Source organism: Lactobacillus sp. (assembly GCF_014803895.1).
Genome location: NZ_JAAVAU010000023.1, coordinates 158,518 through 180,383, shown reverse-complemented (window position 1 = coordinate 180,383; position 21,866 = coordinate 158,518). Strand labels below are relative to the sequence as shown.

The following is a 21,866-nucleotide window of genomic DNA, read 5'->3' as shown; positions in this document are numbered from 1 at the left end:
TACCTCCTTTTCTATTATTATTCTAAGGCATTAGCACCACCGATAATTTCAGTAATTTCGGTAGTAATTTGTGCCTGTCTAGCTCTGTTTAACTTTGTCTTCAATCCAGAAACAACATCATCTGCATTTTTAGAAGCACTTTGCATTGCAGTCATAGAACTAGCATGTTCTGCGGTTTTGGCATCTAAAATAGCACCAAAAATCATTGATTTGGCAAATTGTGGCAAAATAGCTTTTAAAACAGAATCAATGTTTGGCTCAATTAAGTAATCTTTTGGCATAACATCTTCATGATTAATATCAATATCAGAAATTGGTAACATTTTTTCAACACGAAATGCCGATGTCAAAGTGTTAACATGATGCGTATAACATACATACAACTCATCATAAACACCATTAAGATACATCTTTACAACAGTTTCAATAACATCCTTTACTTGATCATAAGTTGGAACATCTTCAATACCGCTGTACTCATAAACCACATTAAGATTTTGTTTCTTGAAAAATTGTGCCGCAACACTACCTACAGCTAAAACCTTTATATCTTTCTTCTCAGCTTCGGAATCTTTAAAAATATTCATCATATTTTTAATAACTTGACTATTGTAAGAGCCAACTAGACCCCTATCACCACTAATTACCAAATAACCTGTAGACTTAATTTCTTTACGAGGTTGAATCAATGATGTCATAGTACCTAAATTAAAAATACCAGAATAATCTAATGATTCTAAAGTATCAGAATCTACTTGTGAGCCTGAAAGCTTGCTTAAAACTTGAGAACTCATCAAATGAGATACAGTAGTTCTAATTTTATCGTTATAAATAGTGTAACCTTGGTCTATTTTTTCAGTTTGATTAAGCTTAACACCAGAAACCATTCTCATAGCTTCAGTAATTTGACCAGTTTTTTGGATTGAAGCAATCTTTTTCTTTAGTTCAAGGAGAGATTCTGCCAATGAAAAAACCTCCTCTTCTAATTCTTACTGATTGAAAAACCTTCGTTGAAGTTCTTTAATGCTTCATTTAGCTTATCTTCATCAGGTAATTCACCTGTCTTACGGATTACATCAAGTAAATCATCATAATTACTTGCAAAGTAATCGTATAATTCAAGTTCATAACGTTGAATATCCGGTACAGGAATCGCATCAAGAAATCCATGAGTCAAAGCGTAAAGGATTAAAACTTCATCTTCAACAGGAAGAGTCTTATGAAGTGGTTGCTTCAATACTTCTACAGTACGACGACCACGGTTTAACTTAGCTTGAGTAGCTTGGTCCAAATCACTACCGAATTGAGCAAAACTCTCTAATTCACGATAGGAAGCTAAGTCCACACGTAAAGTACCCGCAACTTTCTTCATAGCCTTGATTTGTGCACTACCACCAACACGAGAAACAGATTCACCAGCGTTAATAGCAGGACGTGTTCCAGCAAAGAATAAATCAGCTTCCAAGAAAATTTGTCCGTCAGTAATAGAAATAACGTTAGTTGGAATATATGCAGAGATATCTCCAGCTTGAGTTTGGATAAATGGTAAGGCAGTCATAGAACCACCACCAAGCTTATCACTTAATTTAGCACTACGTTCCAACAAACGTGAGTGTAAATAGAATACATCACCAGGGTAAGCTTCACGACCAGGTGGACGACGAAGTAGTAAGGAAAGTTCACGATAAGCAACAGCTTGCTTACTTAAGTCATCAAAGACAATCAAAACATCCTTACCATTGTACATAAATTCTTCACCCATTGCAGTACCTGCATATGGGGCAATATAAAGCATTGGCGCTGGTTCACTAGGACCAGCTTCCACAACAATTGTGTAGTCCATAGCACCAAAACGTTTTAAGGTTTCAACGGAATTCTTAACTGTTGATTCCTTTTGTCCAATAGCAACGTAAATACAAATTACGTCCTTACCCTTTTGGTTAATAATAGTATCCAAAGCTAAGGCAGTTTTACCAGTTTTACGGTCACCAATAATTAATTCACGCTGTCCTCGGCCAATTGGAACCAAAGCATCGATTGCTTTAATACCAGTTTGTAAAGGTTGGTTAACGGATTGTCTATCCATAACACCAGGAGCTTTACTTTCAATAGGTCTAGTTTTATCTGTCTTTATTTCACCTAAACCGTCAACAGCTTGCCCCAATGGATTTACTACACGCCCAATCAAAGCGTCTCCAACAGGAACTTCCATGATTCGACCAGTACGCTTTACTTGGTCACCTTCACGAATATTGTCAAATCTACCTAAAATAATGATACCAACATCATTAGCTTCAAGGTTTTGGGCAATACCATATGAACCGTTAGAAAATTGTAACAATTCACTTGAAAGTACATTATTTAAGCCATGAGCTCTTGCGATACCATCACCAACATAAGTCACAGTACCAACTTCATCAACATTAAGCTTATCATCGTATTTTTCAAGTTGTTGTTTGATCAAAGCACTTATTTCTTCTGCTTTAATGCTCAATGGTTTCACCTCTTTTATACTTAATTATTTATTAATTGCTCACGAATTTGTTGCAATTTGGTTCTAATAGAACCATCAATTATTCGGTCCCCAACTTTGAGGATTACGCCTCCTAGAATGCTAGGTTCCACTTCATCAGTAAGAATTAATTCATTTAATCCATACTTTTTAGCATATGCTTGACTAATTTTTTGGAGTTCTTCATTACTCAATTTAACAGCACTAATTACAGTACCATCAGCGATATTTTTGTACTTATTGTAAAGTCGATCAAAAGCTTCAACTATATCAACAAATTCTGCAAATCTGTCATATTGAAGTAAAAATTCTAAAAAATTTCTACTTTCATCAGACAAATCCTGAGAAAAAGTACTTAAAAAACTCTCTTTTTCATTTTTAGGTAAAATTGGATCTGCTAACAAACGAATCATGTCAGGATTCTCATTTACCACTTGAAGTAAAATATTCATCTCTGAATGAACTTCTTCAAGTTTATTAGTATCTTGTGCATATTCAAATAAAGCTTTGCTATATCTAGAAGCAATTTCTTCTCTACTTAAAGACATTAGTCATTCAGCCCCTTGATAAATTGATCTACCAAGTCCTTTTGATCTTCAGCAGATAAACTCTTAGCAATTACTTTTTCAGCAATTGCAACTGATAAATCTGCAACTTGATCACGTGCCTCATTCAAAGCATCAGTTTTTGCTTGAGCAGCATCGGCATTGGCCTTTTTTCTAATAGCAGCAGCTTCAGAGTCCGCTTCACTAATAATAGATTGCTTCGTCTTCTCCGCATTACTCTTTGCAGTAGAAAGAATTTGTGTTGCCTCTTGTTTAGAGTTTTTCAGCTCTGCTTCTCGCTTATTAGCTAAAATTTCTGCCTTCTTACGGTCACTTTCTGCTTGTTCAATGTCATCAGTTATCTTTTGACGACGTTTTTCCATCATGTCAGTAACTGGTCCCCAAGCAAAATGTTTAACTAACAAAAGAAGGACAGCAAAGATAATAAGGTAATAGAAAGTATCACCTAACTCTAATTTTAAGGCTGCAAACATAAATTGCATGTCTTACCCTTCTTTCTAGTAATTACGAATAAAATAAAAACGCAAATTACAAGAAAAGAATCAAGAAACCGAACACAATTGCCAAAATAGGAACAGCTTCAATCAAACCAACACCGATAAACATAGTAGTTCTTAAATTACCAGCAGCTTCTGGTTGTCTTGCCATACCTTCAATAGTTTTTGATATAACTTGGCCGTTACCATATGAAGCTGCCAACGCAGCTAAACCAGCAGCGATTGCTGCACCGATGTATTTCATATAAAAAACCTCCGTAAATTATTCTTCTGTAACCTTGTTTCCGATATATACCATTGATAAAGTTACAAATACATATGCTTGGATAGATCCAATAAAGACAGAGAAGCCTTGCCAAACAAGTGTTAATGGTGCCGAAGCGATGACTGTCCAAAGACCTCCACTTTTTGCCAGGCGATTTCCAATCAATGTTAACAAAACTTCACCAGCATAAATATTACCGTACAGACGTAGTGATAACGTCAAGAAGTTAGTAAACTCTTCAATCAAGTTAATTGGAAGCAAGAAACCAACTGGTCTTGCATAACTAACAAGATAGCCTTTTACACCATATTTCTGCACTCCAAAGTTAAAGGCCAAAAGCAATGTTATCATTGCCATAGTCATTGTAATGGTTGGGTTGGCAGTTGGTGATTTCACAAGGATGTGATCGTTGATAGAAAACTCGAAAAATAGTCCTAACTGATTCATCATAAAGATAAATAAGAACAATGTGAAAGCATATAGTGACAAGTGTTTTTGTGCATCTACATCTTCTACATTTGATTTAACAATATCATTTGTAAAATCAATTAAGTATTCAAGTACGTTTTGCTTCTTAGTTGGTTTAATACTAACTTTACGTGAAAGATAGTAAACAAAAAAGAAAACGGCAAGTGCAACTAATGTTCCACCCAGGCAGTTAGTAAGATTAAAGTTCAAGCCTCCAATACCAACAACAACAGATTTTTCACCCACTTCGTGACCTCCCTTCTTGTGCTGAATACCTCAAACACATTTAAAATCATAACACCCAAGATTCACAAATTCAAAATTTTTTTAAAGAATATATTTTTATTTAGTGCCAAATAAACGATCACCTGCATCGCCTAATCCTGGATAGATATAACCATTTGACATTAATTTTTCATCTTCAGCAGCAGCGTAGATATCTACATCTGGGTTTTCCTCTTGAACGGCTTTTACACCTTCAGGTGCAGCTACTAATACAGCTAAGCGAATATTCTTAGCACCACGCTTTTTAAGTGCTTCAATAGCCATATTAGCTGAACCACCAGTAGCTAGCATTGGGTCAACAATGATACATTCACGATCTTCAATATCAGATGGCATCTTAAAGAAGTATTCGTGTGGCTTTAAAGTTTCTTCATCACGATACATTCCAATATGACCAACTTTTGCAGATGGAATCATCTCTAAAACTCCATCAACCATTCCAAGACCAGCACGTAAAATCGGTACGATAACTAATTTTTTGCCTGCTAATTCTTTTTGAGTTGATTTACCCATAGGGGTTTCAATCTCCACGTTCTTTAATGGTAAATCACGTGTCATTTCATAAACCATTAATCCACCGATTTCACCAACAATTTGTCTAAACTCGTTAGTACCGGTGTCTTTTTTACGAATAATCGTTAATTTATGTTGGATTAACGGATGATTCAAAACTGTAAACTTTCCCATAATGACCTCCTATTTCTTTAATACTACTTCGTTCATTATTTTAACAAAATTTATGCTTGATAGTTCGTTAAAAGTGCTAATTTATATTAAAAAAAGCGAGTTTTTTAATACTCGCTTTTTTTAAAGTTATTCAAATTTAAAATGATGCCCCGCAGCAGACTTATTAAGACGATTCATATAAGCTGCACTAATATTTCCTTTACTAAAACCCTGTACATAAATTTCAGTAATTTTATCCTTATTATCGAAAAATCTTAGTGCACCAAAAAGATTATGAGCAGCTTCATCAATTGACTTACCCAAATCAAACTTATTATCATTCTCAATTTTATCTAAAACTGAGTTTAATGCTGCTACTCCTATATTCTTGCCCTGAGGAATCTTTTGAAAATCCTCTTCTCTATCAACAATATAAACTGGCGCACTTGGAGCATAATGGCGATACTTCATTCCGGGAGCTTTAGGTACACCTTTGGTTTGAGTAGTTCCTTTATTCATTAAAACTTCCTCACCTAACACCTCTGAAATTTCTTCAGGTGTAATTTCTCCTGGTCGTAAAACTGTAGGTGTATCAACAGATAAATCAATAATTGTTGATTCCAGACCAATTTCTGTTGGGCCATTATCAATAATTCCTGCAATTTTACCATTTAAATCATGAAAAACATGCTGAGCAGTTGTAGGACTAGGTTTAGTGGAAGTATTAGCAGATGGTCCTACAATTGGATTATCGAGCTTAGAAATTAATTCTCGCGTTAATTCATCATTTGGACATCTAAAAGCAGCTGTTGGCAACCCACCAGTAACTGCGGTTGGTAAAGAATCTTTTTTAACAAATAAAATAATTGTTAAAGGTCCTGGCCAAAAATGCTTAATTAATTTTTGGGCACGTTGTGGTACTTCATCAACAAAACGTTTCATCATTTCTTCATCTGAAACAGTCACAATCAAAGGATTATCACTTGGACGTCCTTTAGCTGTATAAACACTTTTCACAGCGCTTTCATTAGTAGCTAGTGCTCCTAGACCATATACAGTTTCAGTTGGAAAAGCTACTAGTTCACCTTTTTTTAAAAGTTCAACAGCTTCTGGAATCTCTTCTTTTTTTAAAATTTTAGTTTCCATTACTTATTCCACCTTCCATGTACCATACGTGGTTTACCAGCCATGTCATCCCTAAATTCAATTTCAAAATCAGGTAACTCTTCTGCAAATAGCTTTTCTAAATCCTCTTTTTCACTAAAACCAAATTCCATAAAAAATTGACCATGAGAATTAAGGTGATCTCTAACTTGCTTAGTAAACTTACGATAAAAATCTAGTCCATCTTCGCCACCATAAAGTGCTTCTTCTGGTTCATTTTTAATTACATTTTTATCCATTAACGGTTTCTCACTAAGCTTAATATAAGGTGGATTAGAAACGATTAAATCGAATTTTTCTAATCCAACTAACACATTTGCCTTCCGAGTAGTAACATCTAATTCATAATTTAAGAAGTTTTCCTCACTTTCAAGTAAAGCAGTATCTGTAATGTCACTAGCATAAAGTGTTAAATCTTTAATACCCTTTTTCTTTGCTTCACTAGCCAAAGCGACCATAATTGCCCCTGAACCAGTACCTAAATCTAAAATAGTATCTTTATCTTTAACATTCTCAAGGGCCCAGTGAACTAATTCTTCTGTTTCAAAACGTGGGATTAATACTCCCTTTTTTACCAAAATTTTATAGCCTAAAAACCAAGCATAACCCAAAATATATTGAGGTGAAACCCCACGCAATAGCTTCTTCATATCTTTTTGAGCCTGCTTTTGTTGAGCAGGAGTTAGTTCATCTTCTAGATGTAATTGAAATTGACTAGGAGTGTAATTTAGTCTTTCAGCCAAAACATAATCTACATCTTCACTCCGTAAAGAAGGATCATCTTTTAAAACTTTTTCTTTAATATCTTTTAATATCTTAGGCATTATCTTCAGCCATCTTCTCTAATTGTTGAGTTTGATAGTAAAGAACAAGAGCATTGATAATTTCATCAAGCTCACCATTCATAATTCTATCTAGTTTATTCAAAGTTAAACCAATACGGTGATCAGTAACTCTGTTTTGAGGATAATTATAAGTTCTAATTCTTTCAGAACGATCACCGGTACCAACAGCATTTTTACGGTTAGCATCATATTGTGCTTGATTTTGACTTTCATAAAAATCATAAACACGTGATTTTAAAATCTGCATTGCTTTTTCACGGTTTTGTTGTTGGGATCTTTGATCTTGCATCGCTACTACAATTCCAGTAGGCAAGTGAGTCATTCGTACGGCACTAGAAGTTTTGTTAATATGCTGACCACCAGCCCCAGATGAACGATAAACATCTACACGAATATCTTTAGGATCAAGCTCAATATCTACTTGTTCATATTCAGGCATTACAGCTACAGTTGCAGTAGAAGTATGTACCCGGCCTTGTGATTCAGTTACAGGTACACGTTGAACACGGTGAGCTCCATTTTCGTACTTTAATTTGGAATAAACTTTATCACCAGTAATCATAATAGCAACATGTTTGTATCCACCCACTTCAGTAGGTTCTGAATCAATGACTGAAACATTCCAACCCTGAGTTTCAGCATATTTTTCATACATTCTAAGTAAATCACCAGCGAATAATGAAGCTTCATCCCCACCTGCAGCACCACGGATTTCCATAATAATATCTTTATCATCATTAGGATCTTTAGGAAGCATCAAAATCTTGATTTCATCTTCAAGTTCTGCCACTTCCTTTTCTAATTCAGAGTTTTCCTCCTTAGCCATGTCGACTAAGTCACTATCTGATTCATTAGAAATAATTTCTTTATTATCACTAATTTCCTTTTGATCAGCTTTATATTTGCGATATTTTTGCACAACTTCTCGCATATCAGCTTCTTCTTTGGAAATCTCCATATAACGCTTAGTATCATTAATGACCTCAGGGTCAGCCATCATTTCTTGAAGTTCTTCATAATGAGCTACTAACCCTTCCAATTGAGCCATAACTTTATCCATCGATTAATTATTCCTTTCTTTATTTAGCATCTAATTTCTCTTTTCGCCTGGATGAAAATAGTGAAAACGACAAACCGGATAATACGACTCGTCTCCACCAATCTGTACTTGCTCACCTTCATACACAGGAGTTCCATTACTAATTCTTAAATTCATTGTAGCTTTGTGACCACAATAATGACAGATAGTTTTCATCTCTTCTATTTTATCAGCAAACGTCAGCAAATTCTCGCTACCTTCAAATAAATGATTTTGAAAATCATTTTTCAATCCAAATGCCATTACTGGAATCTTTAACTCATCTACAATTCTAGCGCATTCTAGCACATGATGTCTTTTTAAAAATTGAGACTCATCAATTAGAACACAGGCTATCTTACCATTTCCAGCCGCAACATCTTTTTGATTAATATCTTTTACATAATCAAAAAGATCCATCTCACTTTCAATTGGAACTGCTTGCCGTTGTAATCCTATTCTAGAAGCGATAGTACCGACACCACTTCGATTATCCAAACTACTAGTCATCAAAACAATTTTCCTGCCTTGAGCCTCATAATTATGAGCTACCTTAAGGATTTCTATTGTTTTTCCACTGCTCATTGCACCATATCGAAAAAATAATTGAGCCATAATTACTCCTTCTCTTCAAGTTTCCTGCTTAATAAGTATAGTAGAAAATATAATTTTCTGCATCGAAAAAAGTCGTTTTATCTTAATCTCTATGCTATAGTTAAAACTAGTTTTAAAGTGAGGGATGAAAATGAGTTTTAAATCAAGTATTGCCACAATCACCGGTAAGTCTTCATACTGGTTTTTACACAATGTATTAAAGGGTGGAACTAGTTTCCCCGGAAAAATTGCAATGAAAATTGATCCGCAAGTTTTAAATTCTTTAGCAAAAGGCTATGAAACAATTATTGTCACCGGTACAAACGGTAAAACAATGACTACTGCCTTGATTGTTGAAGCTTTAAAAAAGAAGTACGGTGATGTTTTAACTAACCCATCCGGTAGTAATATGCAACAAGGTATTGTTACAGCATTTTTAGCACATAAAAGAAAGAATGCTAAGAAGAAAATTGCAGTCCTTGAAGTAGATGAAGCCAACGTAAAAATGGTTACTAAATTACTCCATCCAAAATATTTTGTCCTAACAAATATTTTTAGAGATCAAATGGACCGCTATGGTGAAATTTATACCACTTACGAAAAAATTGTTAACGGTATTAAGTTAGCTCCTGATGCAACCATTATCGCCAACGGAGATGCAAGTATTTTCTCATCAGTTGAATTACCTAATAAGAAGATTTTTTATGGCTTTAGTTTACCTGATGACAAACCTGAAAATGATTTTAAAGCACCAGTTAATACTGACGGCGTTTTGTGTCCCAAATGTGATCACATTTTACATTATCATGAGCGAATTTACGCTAATTTAGGTGACTTTTTCTGTCCAAATTGTGGCTACCACAGACCACACTTAGATTACACAGTAAATAAAATTATCGATCAAACTCCTAATAGTCTAAAATTTCAGATGGGAGAAAGAGATTACTCCATTGGTATTGGCGGGACATATAATATTTATAACGCTTTAGCCGCTTATACAGTCGCTTGTGAATTTGGGTTAACTGAAAACGAAGTTGCCCAAAGTTTTGCAGAAAATAAACGTATATTTGGTCGCCAAGAATTAATCAATTATGGTGGTAAAGAAATCGACTTGATTTTAGTTAAAAATCCTGTTGGTCTAGATGAAGTGCTTCATATGCTCAATACCGAAAAAGATGATTATTCATTAGTTACACTCTTAAATGCTAATCATGCAGATGGTATTGACACTTCTTGGATTTGGGATGCTGACTATGAAGGGCTTAATAAAGATAAAATTAAAAAGATTCTAGTCGGTGGACAGCGTTGGCATGACATGGGATTCAGACTTGAAGTTGCCGGTTTTGATCCAAGTACGATGACAACTGTTACTGATAATGAAGCTTTGCTTAATGATATCAGCCAACTACCTACTAAAAAAGTCTATATTTTATCAACTTACACCGCAATGTTGGCCCTCCGTAAAACGATGGCTGAAAAGAAAATTATTAAAGCAGGTATGTAAAAAAACGAGCTTAAGCTCGTTTTTTATTTTCTTTAAATTTATAAATATTTTCTTGTAAAAATGTATTAACTATTTTTTCTCTCATAGAAAGAAAAATATGATTATGTCCACTAGGATGAATACGATTAGTTAGAACAATTAATCCAGACTGATTAAGCCGATCTAGCACCATAAAAGTTCCAGTAAAACCTGTATGATATAAAATCGGGTGGTTGTCTTGAGGATCAAAACGTAAATCCCATCCCCATGAGCGTGGATGAACATTGTGGGGGGTATGAATAGAAAACAAATTAGCTATCGTATCTTGACTAATCGGTAAAACATTTTCTTTTAGACCCAAATACCCTTGTGCCATTGTAATTAAATCACTCATATTTGAAAACATACCAGCTGAACCACAGTCTTTTCCTAATACACGTGCTTTAGGATCATGCACAATACCTTGAAGGATTTCACCATTAGAAAGTATTGCTGTTGGGACACAATCAAGCGGAACAGGATTAAAAGTTGTATGTTCTAGTTTAGCAGGATAAATAATTTGCTGTTTAATGATTTGATGGACACTTTTATGATAAATTTTTTCTAAAACAAGTCCTAATAAAATAAAATTGGTGTCCGCATACCTCATTTTAGTCTCAAATTCTTCAGTCACAGGTAAATTAATAATGGCTTTTAATAAATCTTTGGCTGGTAATTCATCACGATTAGGAATCCACCCCATAATCCCACTAGTATGCGTAAGTAAATGAGATAAACGTATTTTATCATTCCTAAATTCTGGAATAAATTCATTCAGCGGTTCAGTAAAGTTTAATTTGCCCTCTTGGTATAATTTTAAAAATACATTGGTTGTACCTAAAACCTTAGTCAAGCTTGCTAAATCATATAAAGAAAACGGATTAAGTTGTGTCTTTTTAGGCAGTACGCTAGCAAACCCAACTGTAGAACTAGTTACCTGATCCTTTTTAATAAAGGCATAATTAACACCTGGCACAATTCGATCACTGACCATTCTTTCAATTAAATGTTGCGTTTTAAAATAATCAATCATAATTTTCTCCCTATGTAGTCCATCTTACCTGACTTACTTCTTAGAAAAAAGTATTTTAACACTTGACATTAATACAAATATAATTTATATTAACTTATGTTGATTTTGCCCGTTGGTCAAATGGTTAAGACGCCACCCTCTCAAGGTGGAGTTACGAGTTCAATTCTCGTACGGGTGATTTACTGAGATATAGCCAAATTGGTAAGGCACAGGTTTCTGGTTCCTGGATGTTTCGGTTCGAGCCCGAATATCTCAATTTTCTAGTAAGTCTTTAATTTCAAGTGGTTATAAAGCTTGATATTAAAGGCTTTTATTTTTCACTTTTTCTGATTATCTGAAAACAAGAAAAAAAGATGTAACCTCTTCTAAGTTATTGATTAAACAAAATTGAAAACCATAAAAATAAACTAATTAAAAATGGTCTACCTTTATTCTCAAAAAGTAGACCATTTTTTTACCCTAAATTACTTGCTTCAACTTCAATATTCTTAATATCACTAACGTTTAGGTCAGATAAACTCTGCTTAATCTCAACCCAATTTTTACTTAACTTTTTTCCTTGCTTCTTATCAATTGCTTCAACATATTTAATAATTTTTCCTAAATTATCAAAATTTTGAACTAATTGATGAGCTTGATTCTTTACTAAATTAAAATCGGCTTTCTTCATTTCATCGGGGTATTGACTAACTTGTAAAATAATATTTACTTGTGGTTCACAAAAATCCTTAACTGTTGCTCGAACTTCTTGGAGCTTTTCTACTTCAGACATTTTTAAATGAAGTATTTCCTTTTGTTCCTGAATCACTAATAAATCATTTACAGCCTTATTTTTTAAGAAAATTTCTTGTGCAAAAGCATAAATTTTCTTCTCCATCTTTTCAAATTCTTGTTGATTCTCACCCATATTTTTCCCTCCTTATTTGTTCTTCTCTAAGCTTAACATTCTCCTATCACAAACTAAAATTAAAATACCTAAAATAAAAGTAAAATAAAATGCCCACTGACTACCCTGAGCAGTCAAGAAGGAATAGGACGCACCACCCTTATTTTGAGAAATAGCTATAATGGCAGCTAGAATAGTTGTTCCTAAAGAACCCGCCAATTGTTGACTAGTTTGGCAAACTGCTGTTGCATCGGCATGTAATTGACCTGGTTGAATCTTTAATGCTTCGGCCATAGTATTACTAAATGACATCCGATGTCCCAAAGTAAGTAAAGTGTAAATAACAATAATCATCCAAATCTTTAGATTCATCCCCCAGATAGCAAATAACAAGCAACTAAGAGTAATGAGGCTCGCACCAATATAAAGAGGTATTTTCGCTCCAACACGATCGTATAAATTACCAAAATATGGATTAAGTAAACCAGAAACAATACTTCCAGGCAACAAAATTAAGCCACCAATTAAAGATGTTTGATGTCCCACAATTTGTGCATAGTTTGGTAAGACAAAACTGGCACCAATATTAACAAATTGTAATAAAAAATATGCCAATGCTCCATAAATAAATGCTTTTTGCTTAAAAACAGCCAAATCAAGTAACTTCTTGTCGGACTTTTTAGAAAGATAGCCATATAGCACAAAAAGAATAATTGCAGAAATTAATAAAATCCACAATACTGGATTCCTAAATCCTTTACTAATTTGATTTAAACCTATTACTAAACTAATTAACGCTAAACTTAAAACAATATAGCTCATCCAATCAAGACTTGATTTTTTGACTTCATGATATTTTTGAATATTTAAAATTCCAAAAATAAAAACAATCAATGCAAAAATACTTACACTAATAAAAATCCATTTCCAACTTAAATAATATGTTATAGCTCCACCAAATGCAGGTCCCAAAGTAGGTGCCATTGCAATTACCAAACCGGCAATTCCCATGTAAAACCCCCACTTCTGTCTAGGCATTATCTCAACAATTAAATTAAACATTAAAGGTGTGCTTAATCCCGCACCAAATGCTGAAATCAAACGACCAATTAGCATAATTGAAAAACTAGTTGAAAAAGCAGAAATCAAACTTCCTACAATAAAACTAATACACGCAGCTGAAAATAACTGTTTTGCACTAAAACGTGTATTCTGATAGGACGAACTGAGCATAATAATAGCTATCATTAAAAGATAACCGGTTGTTATCCATTGAATAACATCTAAACTTACACCAAATTGTTTCATTAAAGTAGGAAAAGTTACATTTAAACTTGTCTCAGTTAAAATACCTACAAATGACATAAAAGCAGCAGCTAACACTGCACAAACTTTTTTTGCACTAACTTTTTCTTGCATAAAAACCTCCTTAAAAGTACAAAAAGAGCAGAGATTAAGACCTCTACTCTTTTTTTAAAATATTCGACTACTTGATTTAAAGACGCTTAGTTAAATCGTCATGTAAATCTTCATAACCAGGTTTATTCAAAAGACCAAACATATTTCTCTTGTAACTTTCAACACCTGGTTGGTTAAATGGATTAATACCATTCAAGTAACCAGAAATACCAACGGCCAATTCGAACCAGTAAATTAAGTAACCTAAAGTATGTGCACTTTGATCCTTAATATCAACAGTCATAACTGGTACACCACCATCAGTATGGGCAAGAACAACACCTTCGTAAGCACGGTCGTTTACGTAATTCATAGTCTTACCTGATAAGAAGTTCAATTGATCTAAGTTTTCTTCATCATCTGGGATAGTTACATCGTGACGTGGGTTAGAAACTTTAATAACAGTTTCCATTAAGTTACGGCGACCTTCTTGGATGTATTGACCAAGTGAGTGTAAATCAGTAGTGAAGTTGGCACTTGATGGGTAAATGCCCTTTTGATCTTTACCTTCAGATTCACCCATTAATTGCTTCCACCATTCACCAAACATTCTCAAAGTTGGTTCATAATTTTCAAGAATTTCGGTAGTATAACCCTTACGGTAAAGAATATTTCTAATAGCAGCATACTTGTAAGGATTATCACCTTCATCATTAGGGTCAGTATAAGCAGCACGTGCATCTGCAGCACCCTTCATTAATTCATCAATGTCACCGCCTGCTACAGCAATTGGAAGCAAACCTACAGCAGATAATACTGAGAAACGACCACCAATATCATCTGGAACAACAAATTCTTCGTAACCTTCTGCATCTGCTTCAGTCTTTAAAGCACCCTTTTGACGATCAGTAGTTGCGTAAATTCTCTTAGCAGCTTCTTCTTTACCATATTTTTCAACTAACTTTTCTTTTAAGACACGGAAAGCAATTGATGGTTCGGTGGTAGTACCGGACTTAGAAATAATGTTAATACTAAAGTCCTTGTCACCCAACCATTCAATTAAATCGTAAAGATATGAACCAGAGATTGAATTACCACAGAATACTACAGTTGGGTAATCACTCTTTTCTCGGCCATAAAATGCACCATTTAAGAATTCAATGGCAGCTTGAGCACCTAAGTAAGAACCACCAATACCAATACCTACTAAAACTTCAGAATCACTTTGAATCTTCTTGGCAGCCTTCTTAATACGCGCAAATTCTTCTTTATCATAGTTAACTGGTAAATCAATCCAACCACGGAAGTCACTACCTGCACCAGTACCTTCACGTAAAACTTTATCTGCGGCAGTAACCATTGGTTGCATTTCTTTTAATTCATTTTCATGAACAAAAGGGGTTAACTTACTTGCGTCAAAATGTACAACTTCTGTCATTTTAAAACTTCCTTTTTATTCTATATTAGTAATTTTCACATACATCTTTATTTTAGCAGAAAAATTATAGAAAACTAGATGAATTGTTTATGATAATGTAAAACAATTCTATATAATGCATATCCTAGCACTGTTCCGCAAACATTAAAAAATACATCATCAATATCGCTTACACCTGTCATTAAAACAAATTGTAAAGCTTCAATACCCACAGACGTTAACATTCCTAATAATGTTACCTTCCAAAAGCAATATCTTTTCCTTAATAAAATTGGCATTAAAAATCCATACGGTACAAACCAGGCAATATTACCAAGTGAATTATAAAAAAAGTCCAACAAACTAGCTCCATGAACTAGCTTAACTGTTTCCTTCATAAAGACTAAATTTATATCACTTAAACTACGATGAAAGTTAAATGTTAATTGCCATGGGAAATAAGTATCCCTAAATGTTGTTAACATCAGTAATAAAATAAAATAGAAAGCAAAGATCCAAACAGCTGCTTCTGAACGAATACTACGCCTTCTTTTTACAATAAGTAACCATAAAAGTCGTAATACTACAAATATTAAAAAGTAAAATAAAGTTTTATCTAAACTATAAAAAATTAATTTAATTAATGCAAAATGATTGATTCTTCCTGCCAAAGCATGAGTCATCATATCATATAAAGGTTGTAAAAATAACATAGTCATTCCTTCTCAATTTTGGCTTAATTATACCCTAAATTTTTCGAAATAGTTCAATACTTATTCTAAATTATAAATATTAGGAAAATTACAAACTTTCCGAAAAAATTTGTTGTTTTTCAAAAAGACCAGTAAAATTGTGAGTATATAAAAAGGAGTTTTTCAACGTGAAAAAATTTAAAGCTAGTTTCTGGCAAACACGAATAGGATTTTTCACCTTATTAACCTTATGCTTCTGGTTAAAATATATGTTTGCTGTATACTTTGATTTTAAGCTAAGTTTAACGGATCCATATCAACAATTTATTGTTTGGCTTACTCCCCTAGGTACAGGAATTATTCTATTAAGCCTAGGACTATATATATCTAAGCCAATCATATCTTATATTAGCATGTTATTATTGGACACCTTAAATACAATTTGGTTGTTTGCTAATATAATTTATTATCGACAATTTTCTGACTTTTTGACTACCAAAACTATTCAAAATGCCGGTAAAGTTTCTCAAGGCTTAGGAAAAAGTACAGTAGCTCTGTTGCATCCATCAGATATCATTATTTGGCTTGATTTAATTCTTATCGTCATTTTATTATTCATTAAAGTAATCAGAATTGATCCTCGTCGCTATGGATTAACCCGCCCTTTTGCAGTCACTTCCTTTGGGGTATTCATGCTTAGCTTGAATATGATGCTAGCTGAGACCTCTCGTCCACGATTGTTACTCAATACATTTGACCGCTCATATGTTGTAAAATATCTTGGCTTGGACACTTATAGTGTTTACGATATCATCAAAAGTGCTCAATCTAATCAGGTAAAAAAAGATGCTACTGCTGACGATATCAGCAATATTTTAAAATTTACTCAAAAAAATTATACTGCACCATCTGCTGAATACTTTGGCAAAGCTAAAAATAAAAATGTCATTATTATTCACTTAGAAAGTTTTCAACAATTTTTGATTGGTTTAAAAGTCAACGGTCAAGAGGTCACTCCCTTCTTAAACTCTTTATATAAGGACAAAAATACGATGAGTTTTAGTAACTTTTATCATCAAGTTGGATTAGGTCGGACTTCTGATGCAGAAAACTTACTTGAAACAAGTACATTTGGAATCTCAGATGGTTCTCTATTTTCTTCTTTGGGTTCAGAAAATACTTTCCAAGCTACTCCACAAATTCTTCGCCAAAAAGGTTATACTTCTGCAGTTTTTCATGGTAACATTGGTACTTTTTGGAACAGAAATGAAGTTTACAAAAACTTAGGCTATAACTACTTCTTTGACTCAACCTATTTCTCTCAAAATAAAGAAGATAAAAGTGGTTATGGTCTAAAAGATAAATTGCTATTTGCAGAAAGTGTAAAATACTTAGAAAGAATGCAACAACCTTTCTATGCAAAATTTATTACCGTTACTAATCATATTCCATTTGATTTAGATGCTGAAGATAAAGATAGCTTTAAAACTGCTCAAACAAGTGATCAAACTTTAAATAATTATTTAGAAACTGCTCACTATCTTGACCAATCTGTCCGTGAATTTTTCAATTATCTTAAAAAAAGTGGTCTATATAAAAATTCAATGATTATCCTCTACGGCGATCATTATGGTTTATCTGATAGCGAATATACTGCTCTAGCACCTTTACTTGGTCGAAGCTCTAGTTCATGGGGAGAGTACGATAATATCCAAGAACAAAAAGTTCCTTTTATGATTCATATGTCTGGCCTTAAAGGGGGCATCAATAATGAAGTAGGTGGTGAAATTGACGTTCTTCCAACTTTACTTCACTTATTAGGCGTAAATACTAAAGATTACATTCAATTTGGAAGTGATTTATTATCGCCTAGCCATCGTCAAAGTGTTATTTTTAGAAACGGTACTATTGTTACTCCAGATTATGTCATTGTTGGTGGCAAAGGGATAAAGGGAACAGTCTATAATAATCATACTGGCAAAAAAATTACTACCTTTACTACTAAACAAAAGCAGGAAATTAGTAAACTAGCTAAATATGGAGCCCAAGCACTTCACAATTCCGATTTATTAAATAATAAAAACTTACTTCGCTTCTATACCCCCGCGGGCTTCATCCCAACTTCACCAAATGAATTTGACTATAAGACAAATTATTATCAAATGTTAAAAATTCAGCAAGAACTTGGCAGTTTATCTACTTCCCTATATTCCCAAAAGAATGGGACAACGACCAATTTATATTCAACTAATGCGCCAGAAAGTAACCGTGATAAAATAAATAAAGTACCTGAAAGTGTACTTAATGAAAAACAGGATAATAAACAACCCAACAAGTCAAGTTCATCTTCAAAAAGTAAATAATGCAATTAAATAGGCTAGGATATATCCTAGCCTATTTTTATTGATGATAATTTTCATACCCTTCATCATAAAGAGTAACTGTAAATGTCGCACCCATTCCTGGTTGAGAATCTACTTCAATTTTTCCACCATGTTGTCTAATTAAAGATAATACGATAGCCAACCCTAAACCAGATTCTCCACTACCTAATTTTGCTCTAGACGCATCAGCCTTATAGAAACGATCAAATATAAACTTCTTTTGTTCTTCATTCATACCAATACCGGTATCTCTTACACTAAATTGCGTACCATGATCAATTCTTTGCCCACTAATTGTAATTGTGCCATTTTTAGTAAATTGTAAAGCATTCTGAACTAAATTAACCATAATTTGTGTAAAACGATCTCGATCGGCATACACTTCAAGATTTTCAGGACAATGCAAAACTAAATTATCATTTTCTTGTTGTGCTTTTTTCTTCATCTGTGTAAGCAAATCATTAAGCACAATGAAAGCATTAAATTTCGTCTTTAATAAAGTTATTTTATTACTACGAATTTTTTCATAATCAAGATTTTCATTAACTAATCTAATTAATCGTCTTGTTTCATTTTGCATTAACGCAATCGACTTAGGTTTATCAGATTCAGGAATTACATCATATTGTAACCCTTCTAAAATTCCATTAATAGTAGTTAGTGGCGTCCTCATTTCATGGGCTGCATCTGCCATAAATTCATCCCTACGTTGCTCTTGTGCTTTAATTTCTTCATTTGATTTTTTTAGTGCACTAACCATCATGTTAAAATCATGCGCCAAATCATCAATTTCATCTGTCTCACCATGATTTAGATGAACATCAAAATTACCCTGAGCAATCTTTTTTGTGGCCTTAGATAGTCGCTGAATACGATTAGAAATAAAATATGAAAGAATAAAACTTAAAAATAAACCAACCATCAGGGTAATTAATAGAGCTGTTACCAAATTACGCTTTTCTCGCTTAATTCCTTGCTCAACATTTTGTACACGTGACCCTATCCAAAGAATACCAATGAATTTACCATTCTGACGCCAAGGATAAAGAATACTGGTATAAGCATCCCTGCTTGAAAAAGAAACCCTACGGTCTTCATGATCATTTTTAATTTTAATTACTTCGCCTTTTTTTAATTTTTTAGTAATATCCTTTGGGAGACTCAACTTAGCAAGCGTTTCAGGATATACCTGCTCACTTTTACTATTAAAAATCCGCAAGCTCATATCTTCGCCTTGCATCACCGTTTGCATCTTGGTTAAAAAATTACGATCTAACTTTTGTGAAGCAGGACCATCAGTTGATACCAAATTTCCTAATGAACGTGCGTAACCTTCTAAACGATGATAACTTTGTTCATAAGCCTGATTGGTGGCAAAGTTCAATGCCGAATAACCAATTATAGCGATACTTGTAACAATAATAAGTAGAAAGGCAAGCATCTGTTGATAAAACAGTTTCATCTTTTACTTAAACCTCAGAATCATCAAACTTATACCCTACTCCCCAAACGGTCTGAATTACTTGAGGTCCTACTTGTTCCAATTTTTGGCGAAGTTTTTTGATATGCGCATCTACAGTACGTTCTTCTCCATAGAACTCATATCCCCAAACCAGCTCGAGCAATTTATCACGAGAAAATACTTGCTTAGGTTTTTGGGCCATGGTAAATAACAAGTCAAACTCTTTCGGAGTAATTCCTTCAACCCTTTGATCATCTAATAATACTTCACGACGATCTTTAGATATTTTCAAATGTTTAGTTTCTACATCAAAATGTATATGACTCTCACTTTTTTCTAATTGTGTACGTCGATATAAGGCTTTAATTCTTGCAATCAAAGCTAACGGACTAAAAGGCTTTGTTACGTATTCATCAGCTCCAATTCCCAATCCCAATATTTGGTCAGATTCAGAATCTCTCGCTGTCAGAATAATGATGGGAACTTTTTGAGAAACTTCTCTAATCTCTCTAGCTACTTCCATCCCATCTTTTTTAGGTAAATTTAAATCTAACGTTACGATGTCGTACTCATTTTGTTTTTCTTTAAACATTTTAACGGCTTCTACACCATCTGCGGCAATATCTACTTGCCAATTTTCCTTAGAAAAAAACATTTTCATCATTTCTGCGACTGAATTGTCGTCTTCAACCATTAAAATATCCATTATCTTTTATTCCTAAATCCCTTTACTTTTGTATGTTTTATCTTATCTGGTTCAACGTAATCATGTGGTAATTCATGCCGTTTTTTTAAAAAAGTTTGTAATTTCTTTTCAGTTAAGATTATTGGTGCCAAGATAAAGAAATAAAAGGTGAGTAACCACAAAATAAAAAATTTATCCCAGTTCAAATAATGTATTAAGGCTCCAATTACCATTTGTAAAATCCCAAAAATTACAAGGTACTTTCTTGCTACTCGTTGAGCATAAGCAAAACTAGCCTTATTAACTGCAGCTAAATAAGACAAATAGCCATACATTCTATTAGGAACGGTGGCGGGACGCAAAAACCAAATGACCCCCACAGCAAACATTATTGCACCACAAGCTAGATAGATCATTTGGCTTCACTCTCTTTCTTAAAATTTATTCCTTACCTGGAGCTGAAATAACTAAACGTAAATTTTTACCACTAAAACTAAAATGTTTCATTTTATTAGGGATAATGAAATTAGTGCCTAACTCAATATCATAATTTTTTCCGTCAGCACTAAACTTACCATTTCCTTTAATAACAGAAACTAACATATATGAATGATTACTTAACTCCCAGTTAAATGTACCATTTACATCAATTTGCCACAAGTAGAAATGTGGAGAAATTGGAGGCTGCGCTAAAGTAGTGATTATAGCTCCCTCCACTTTTTCTTTAGTAATATTTAACTTTGGATCTACATGAGGAACCTTAATAGTATCAAGCGACTGTTTAATATGTAAGTCACGTGGCTTACCTGTTTTTTGATCTATACGATCCCAATCATATAAACGATATGTTACATCACTTGATTGTTGAGTTTCAATTACCATAATGCCTTTAGTCAAAGCATGAACAGTCCCAGCAGGGACATACAAAAAATCGCCCGCTTTAACTGGAACATAGCGGAATAAGTTATCCCACTCACCCTTCTTAATCATCTCTTCTAATTCTTTTTTATTTTTAGCATTATGACCATAAATTAACTTAGCACCAGGTTCAGCATGTAAAACATACCAGCTTTCAGTTTTACCAGAATCATTTTCATGAATTTTAGCATAAGTATCATCTGGATGAACTTGAACTGAAAGATTATCATTAGCATCTAAAAACTTCACTAAAAGAGGAAACTCCTTAGCTTTCGGATTACCAAAAATCTCAGGATGAGTTTGATAAAGTTCGCGTAGGGTTTCTCCTTTATACATCCCCTTATTAACAGTTGAAGCATCATCTTTATAACCTGAAATTACCCATGCTTCCCCAACATTTCCCTCAGGAATATCATAATGTAATTCAGTATTTAATTTCCTACCACCCCAAATTTTTGGTCGAAAATATGGGGTCAAAAAAATCGGTTCCATCTTAATCACCTCATATACAGTATATACTTTTGCTGGA

Annotated in this window: 22 protein-coding genes and 2 tRNA genes; 4 read left to right on the top strand and 20 right to left on the bottom strand. The window is 33.7% G+C overall.

The window, feature by feature from the left end; all coding sequences use genetic code 11:
* Window positions 1-17: 17 nt before the first annotated feature.
* The 11 genes from HDR40_RS07730 to HDR40_RS07680 all read right to left on the bottom strand — a co-directional run bounded on the left by HDR40_RS07730 (window position 18) and on the right by HDR40_RS07680 (window position 8,961).
* On the bottom strand, window positions 18-965 hold the full coding sequence (locus tag HDR40_RS07730; protein ID WP_290628022.1) for a F0F1 ATP synthase subunit gamma: 948 nt from the start codon (window positions 963-965) through the stop codon (window positions 18-20).
* Between the two features lie 17 nt (window positions 966-982).
* Window positions 983-2,494 (bottom strand): F0F1 ATP synthase subunit alpha, encoded by a 1,512-nt coding sequence (atpA, locus tag HDR40_RS07725; RefSeq protein WP_290628020.1) that lies wholly within the window; start codon window positions 2,492-2,494, stop codon window positions 983-985.
* Window positions 2,495-2,514: 20 nt separating this feature from the next.
* The gene (locus HDR40_RS07720; protein ID WP_290628019.1) at window positions 2,515-3,060 is read right to left on the bottom strand and encodes a F0F1 ATP synthase subunit delta; all 546 of its coding nucleotides are present in this window, start codon (window positions 3,058-3,060) and stop codon (window positions 2,515-2,517) included.
* The gene (atpF, locus tag HDR40_RS07715) at window positions 3,060-3,560 is read right to left on the bottom strand and encodes a F0F1 ATP synthase subunit B (RefSeq protein WP_290628017.1); all 501 of its coding nucleotides are present in this window, start codon (window positions 3,558-3,560) and stop codon (window positions 3,060-3,062) included. Before atpF ends, HDR40_RS07720 begins: the two co-directional genes overlap by 1 nt.
* Window positions 3,561-3,606: 46 nt before the next feature.
* Window positions 3,607-3,819, bottom strand: a complete 213-nt coding sequence (gene atpE / locus HDR40_RS07710) for a F0F1 ATP synthase subunit C (RefSeq protein WP_290628015.1) — start codon at window positions 3,817-3,819, stop codon at window positions 3,607-3,609.
* A gap of 18 nt (window positions 3,820-3,837) precedes the next feature.
* Window positions 3,838-4,554, bottom strand: coding sequence for a F0F1 ATP synthase subunit A (gene atpB / locus HDR40_RS07705; protein WP_290628014.1), 717 nt, complete (start codon window positions 4,552-4,554; stop codon window positions 3,838-3,840).
* Between the two features lie 96 nt (window positions 4,555-4,650).
* The gene (upp, locus tag HDR40_RS07700; protein ID WP_290628013.1) at window positions 4,651-5,280 is read right to left on the bottom strand and encodes a uracil phosphoribosyltransferase; all 630 of its coding nucleotides are present in this window, start codon (window positions 5,278-5,280) and stop codon (window positions 4,651-4,653) included.
* Between the two features lie 126 nt (window positions 5,281-5,406).
* Window positions 5,407-6,405 (bottom strand): L-threonylcarbamoyladenylate synthase, encoded by a 999-nt coding sequence (locus HDR40_RS07695; RefSeq protein WP_290628011.1) that lies wholly within the window; start codon window positions 6,403-6,405, stop codon window positions 5,407-5,409.
* The gene (gene prmC, locus HDR40_RS07690) at window positions 6,405-7,247 is read right to left on the bottom strand and encodes a peptide chain release factor N(5)-glutamine methyltransferase (protein ID WP_290628009.1); all 843 of its coding nucleotides are present in this window, start codon (window positions 7,245-7,247) and stop codon (window positions 6,405-6,407) included. Before prmC ends, HDR40_RS07695 begins: the two co-directional genes overlap by 1 nt.
* Window positions 7,240-8,328 (bottom strand): peptide chain release factor 1, encoded by a 1,089-nt coding sequence (gene prfA / locus HDR40_RS07685; protein ID WP_290628008.1) that lies wholly within the window; start codon window positions 8,326-8,328, stop codon window positions 7,240-7,242. Before prfA ends, prmC begins: the two co-directional genes overlap by 8 nt.
* A gap of 30 nt (window positions 8,329-8,358) precedes the next feature.
* Window positions 8,359-8,961: a thymidine kinase gene (locus HDR40_RS07680; RefSeq protein ID WP_290628007.1), complete on the bottom strand. Its 603-nt coding sequence runs from the start codon at window positions 8,959-8,961 to the stop codon at window positions 8,359-8,361.
* A 130-nt stretch (window positions 8,962-9,091) separates the two neighbouring features.
* On the opposite strand from HDR40_RS07680, the gene HDR40_RS07675 reads away from it, so the two are divergent.
* Window positions 9,092-10,444, top strand: coding sequence for a Mur ligase family protein (locus tag HDR40_RS07675; RefSeq protein WP_290628005.1), 1,353 nt, complete (start codon window positions 9,092-9,094; stop codon window positions 10,442-10,444).
* 10 nt (window positions 10,445-10,454) lie between these two features.
* Here HDR40_RS07675 and HDR40_RS07670 read toward each other — a convergent pair whose 3' ends face one another.
* Window positions 10,455-11,495 (bottom strand): serine hydrolase domain-containing protein, encoded by a 1,041-nt coding sequence (locus tag HDR40_RS07670; protein WP_290628004.1) that lies wholly within the window; start codon window positions 11,493-11,495, stop codon window positions 10,455-10,457.
* 106 nt (window positions 11,496-11,601) lie between these two features.
* Here HDR40_RS07670 and HDR40_RS07665 point away from each other — a divergent pair.
* Window positions 11,602-11,673, top strand: a tRNA-Glu gene (locus HDR40_RS07665).
* Window positions 11,674-11,678: 5 nt separating this feature from the next.
* Window positions 11,679-11,751, top strand: a tRNA-Gln gene (locus HDR40_RS07660).
* A gap of 198 nt (window positions 11,752-11,949) precedes the next feature.
* Here the strand turns inward: HDR40_RS07660 and HDR40_RS07655 are convergent.
* From HDR40_RS07655 to HDR40_RS07640, 4 genes are all read right to left on the bottom strand, one after another.
* Window positions 11,950-12,402, bottom strand: coding sequence for a hypothetical protein (locus HDR40_RS07655; RefSeq protein ID WP_290628002.1), 453 nt, complete (start codon window positions 12,400-12,402; stop codon window positions 11,950-11,952).
* A 12-nt stretch (window positions 12,403-12,414) separates the two neighbouring features.
* Window positions 12,415-13,800, bottom strand: coding sequence for a DHA2 family efflux MFS transporter permease subunit (locus HDR40_RS07650; RefSeq protein WP_290628001.1), 1,386 nt, complete (start codon window positions 13,798-13,800; stop codon window positions 12,415-12,417).
* Between the two features lie 76 nt (window positions 13,801-13,876).
* A complete protein-coding gene (locus tag HDR40_RS07645; protein ID WP_290628000.1) occupies window positions 13,877-15,217 on the bottom strand; it encodes a glucose-6-phosphate isomerase in 1,341 nt (446 codons plus the stop codon).
* A 74-nt stretch (window positions 15,218-15,291) separates the two neighbouring features.
* Window positions 15,292-15,909 (bottom strand): VanZ family protein, encoded by a 618-nt coding sequence (locus HDR40_RS07640; RefSeq protein WP_290627999.1) that lies wholly within the window; start codon window positions 15,907-15,909, stop codon window positions 15,292-15,294.
* 167 nt (window positions 15,910-16,076) lie between these two features.
* Here HDR40_RS07640 and HDR40_RS07635 point away from each other — a divergent pair, with 167 nt between their 5' ends.
* Window positions 16,077-18,251 (top strand): LTA synthase family protein, encoded by a 2,175-nt coding sequence (locus HDR40_RS07635; RefSeq protein ID WP_290627998.1) that lies wholly within the window; start codon window positions 16,077-16,079, stop codon window positions 18,249-18,251.
* A 37-nt stretch (window positions 18,252-18,288) separates the two neighbouring features.
* Here HDR40_RS07635 and HDR40_RS07630 read toward each other — a convergent pair whose 3' ends face one another.
* The 4 genes from HDR40_RS07630 to manA are packed head-to-tail and all read right to left on the bottom strand — an operon-like array spanning window position 18,289 to window position 21,829.
* Window positions 18,289-19,734 (bottom strand): HAMP domain-containing sensor histidine kinase, encoded by a 1,446-nt coding sequence (locus tag HDR40_RS07630; RefSeq protein WP_290627996.1) that lies wholly within the window; start codon window positions 19,732-19,734, stop codon window positions 18,289-18,291.
* A 7-nt stretch (window positions 19,735-19,741) separates the two neighbouring features.
* Window positions 19,742-20,440 (bottom strand): response regulator transcription factor, encoded by a 699-nt coding sequence (locus HDR40_RS07625; protein ID WP_290627994.1) that lies wholly within the window; start codon window positions 20,438-20,440, stop codon window positions 19,742-19,744.
* Window positions 20,440-20,835 carry an SdpI family protein gene (locus HDR40_RS07620; RefSeq protein WP_290627993.1) on the bottom strand — a complete coding sequence of 132 codons (396 nt, stop codon included), beginning with the start codon at window positions 20,833-20,835 and terminating at the stop codon, window positions 20,440-20,442. The genes HDR40_RS07625 and HDR40_RS07620 overlap by 1 nt, the downstream gene beginning before the upstream one ends.
* A 25-nt stretch (window positions 20,836-20,860) precedes the next feature.
* The gene (gene manA / locus HDR40_RS07615) at window positions 20,861-21,829 is read right to left on the bottom strand and encodes a mannose-6-phosphate isomerase, class I (protein ID WP_290627992.1); all 969 of its coding nucleotides are present in this window, start codon (window positions 21,827-21,829) and stop codon (window positions 20,861-20,863) included.
* Between the last annotated feature and the right edge of the window lie 37 nt (window positions 21,830-21,866).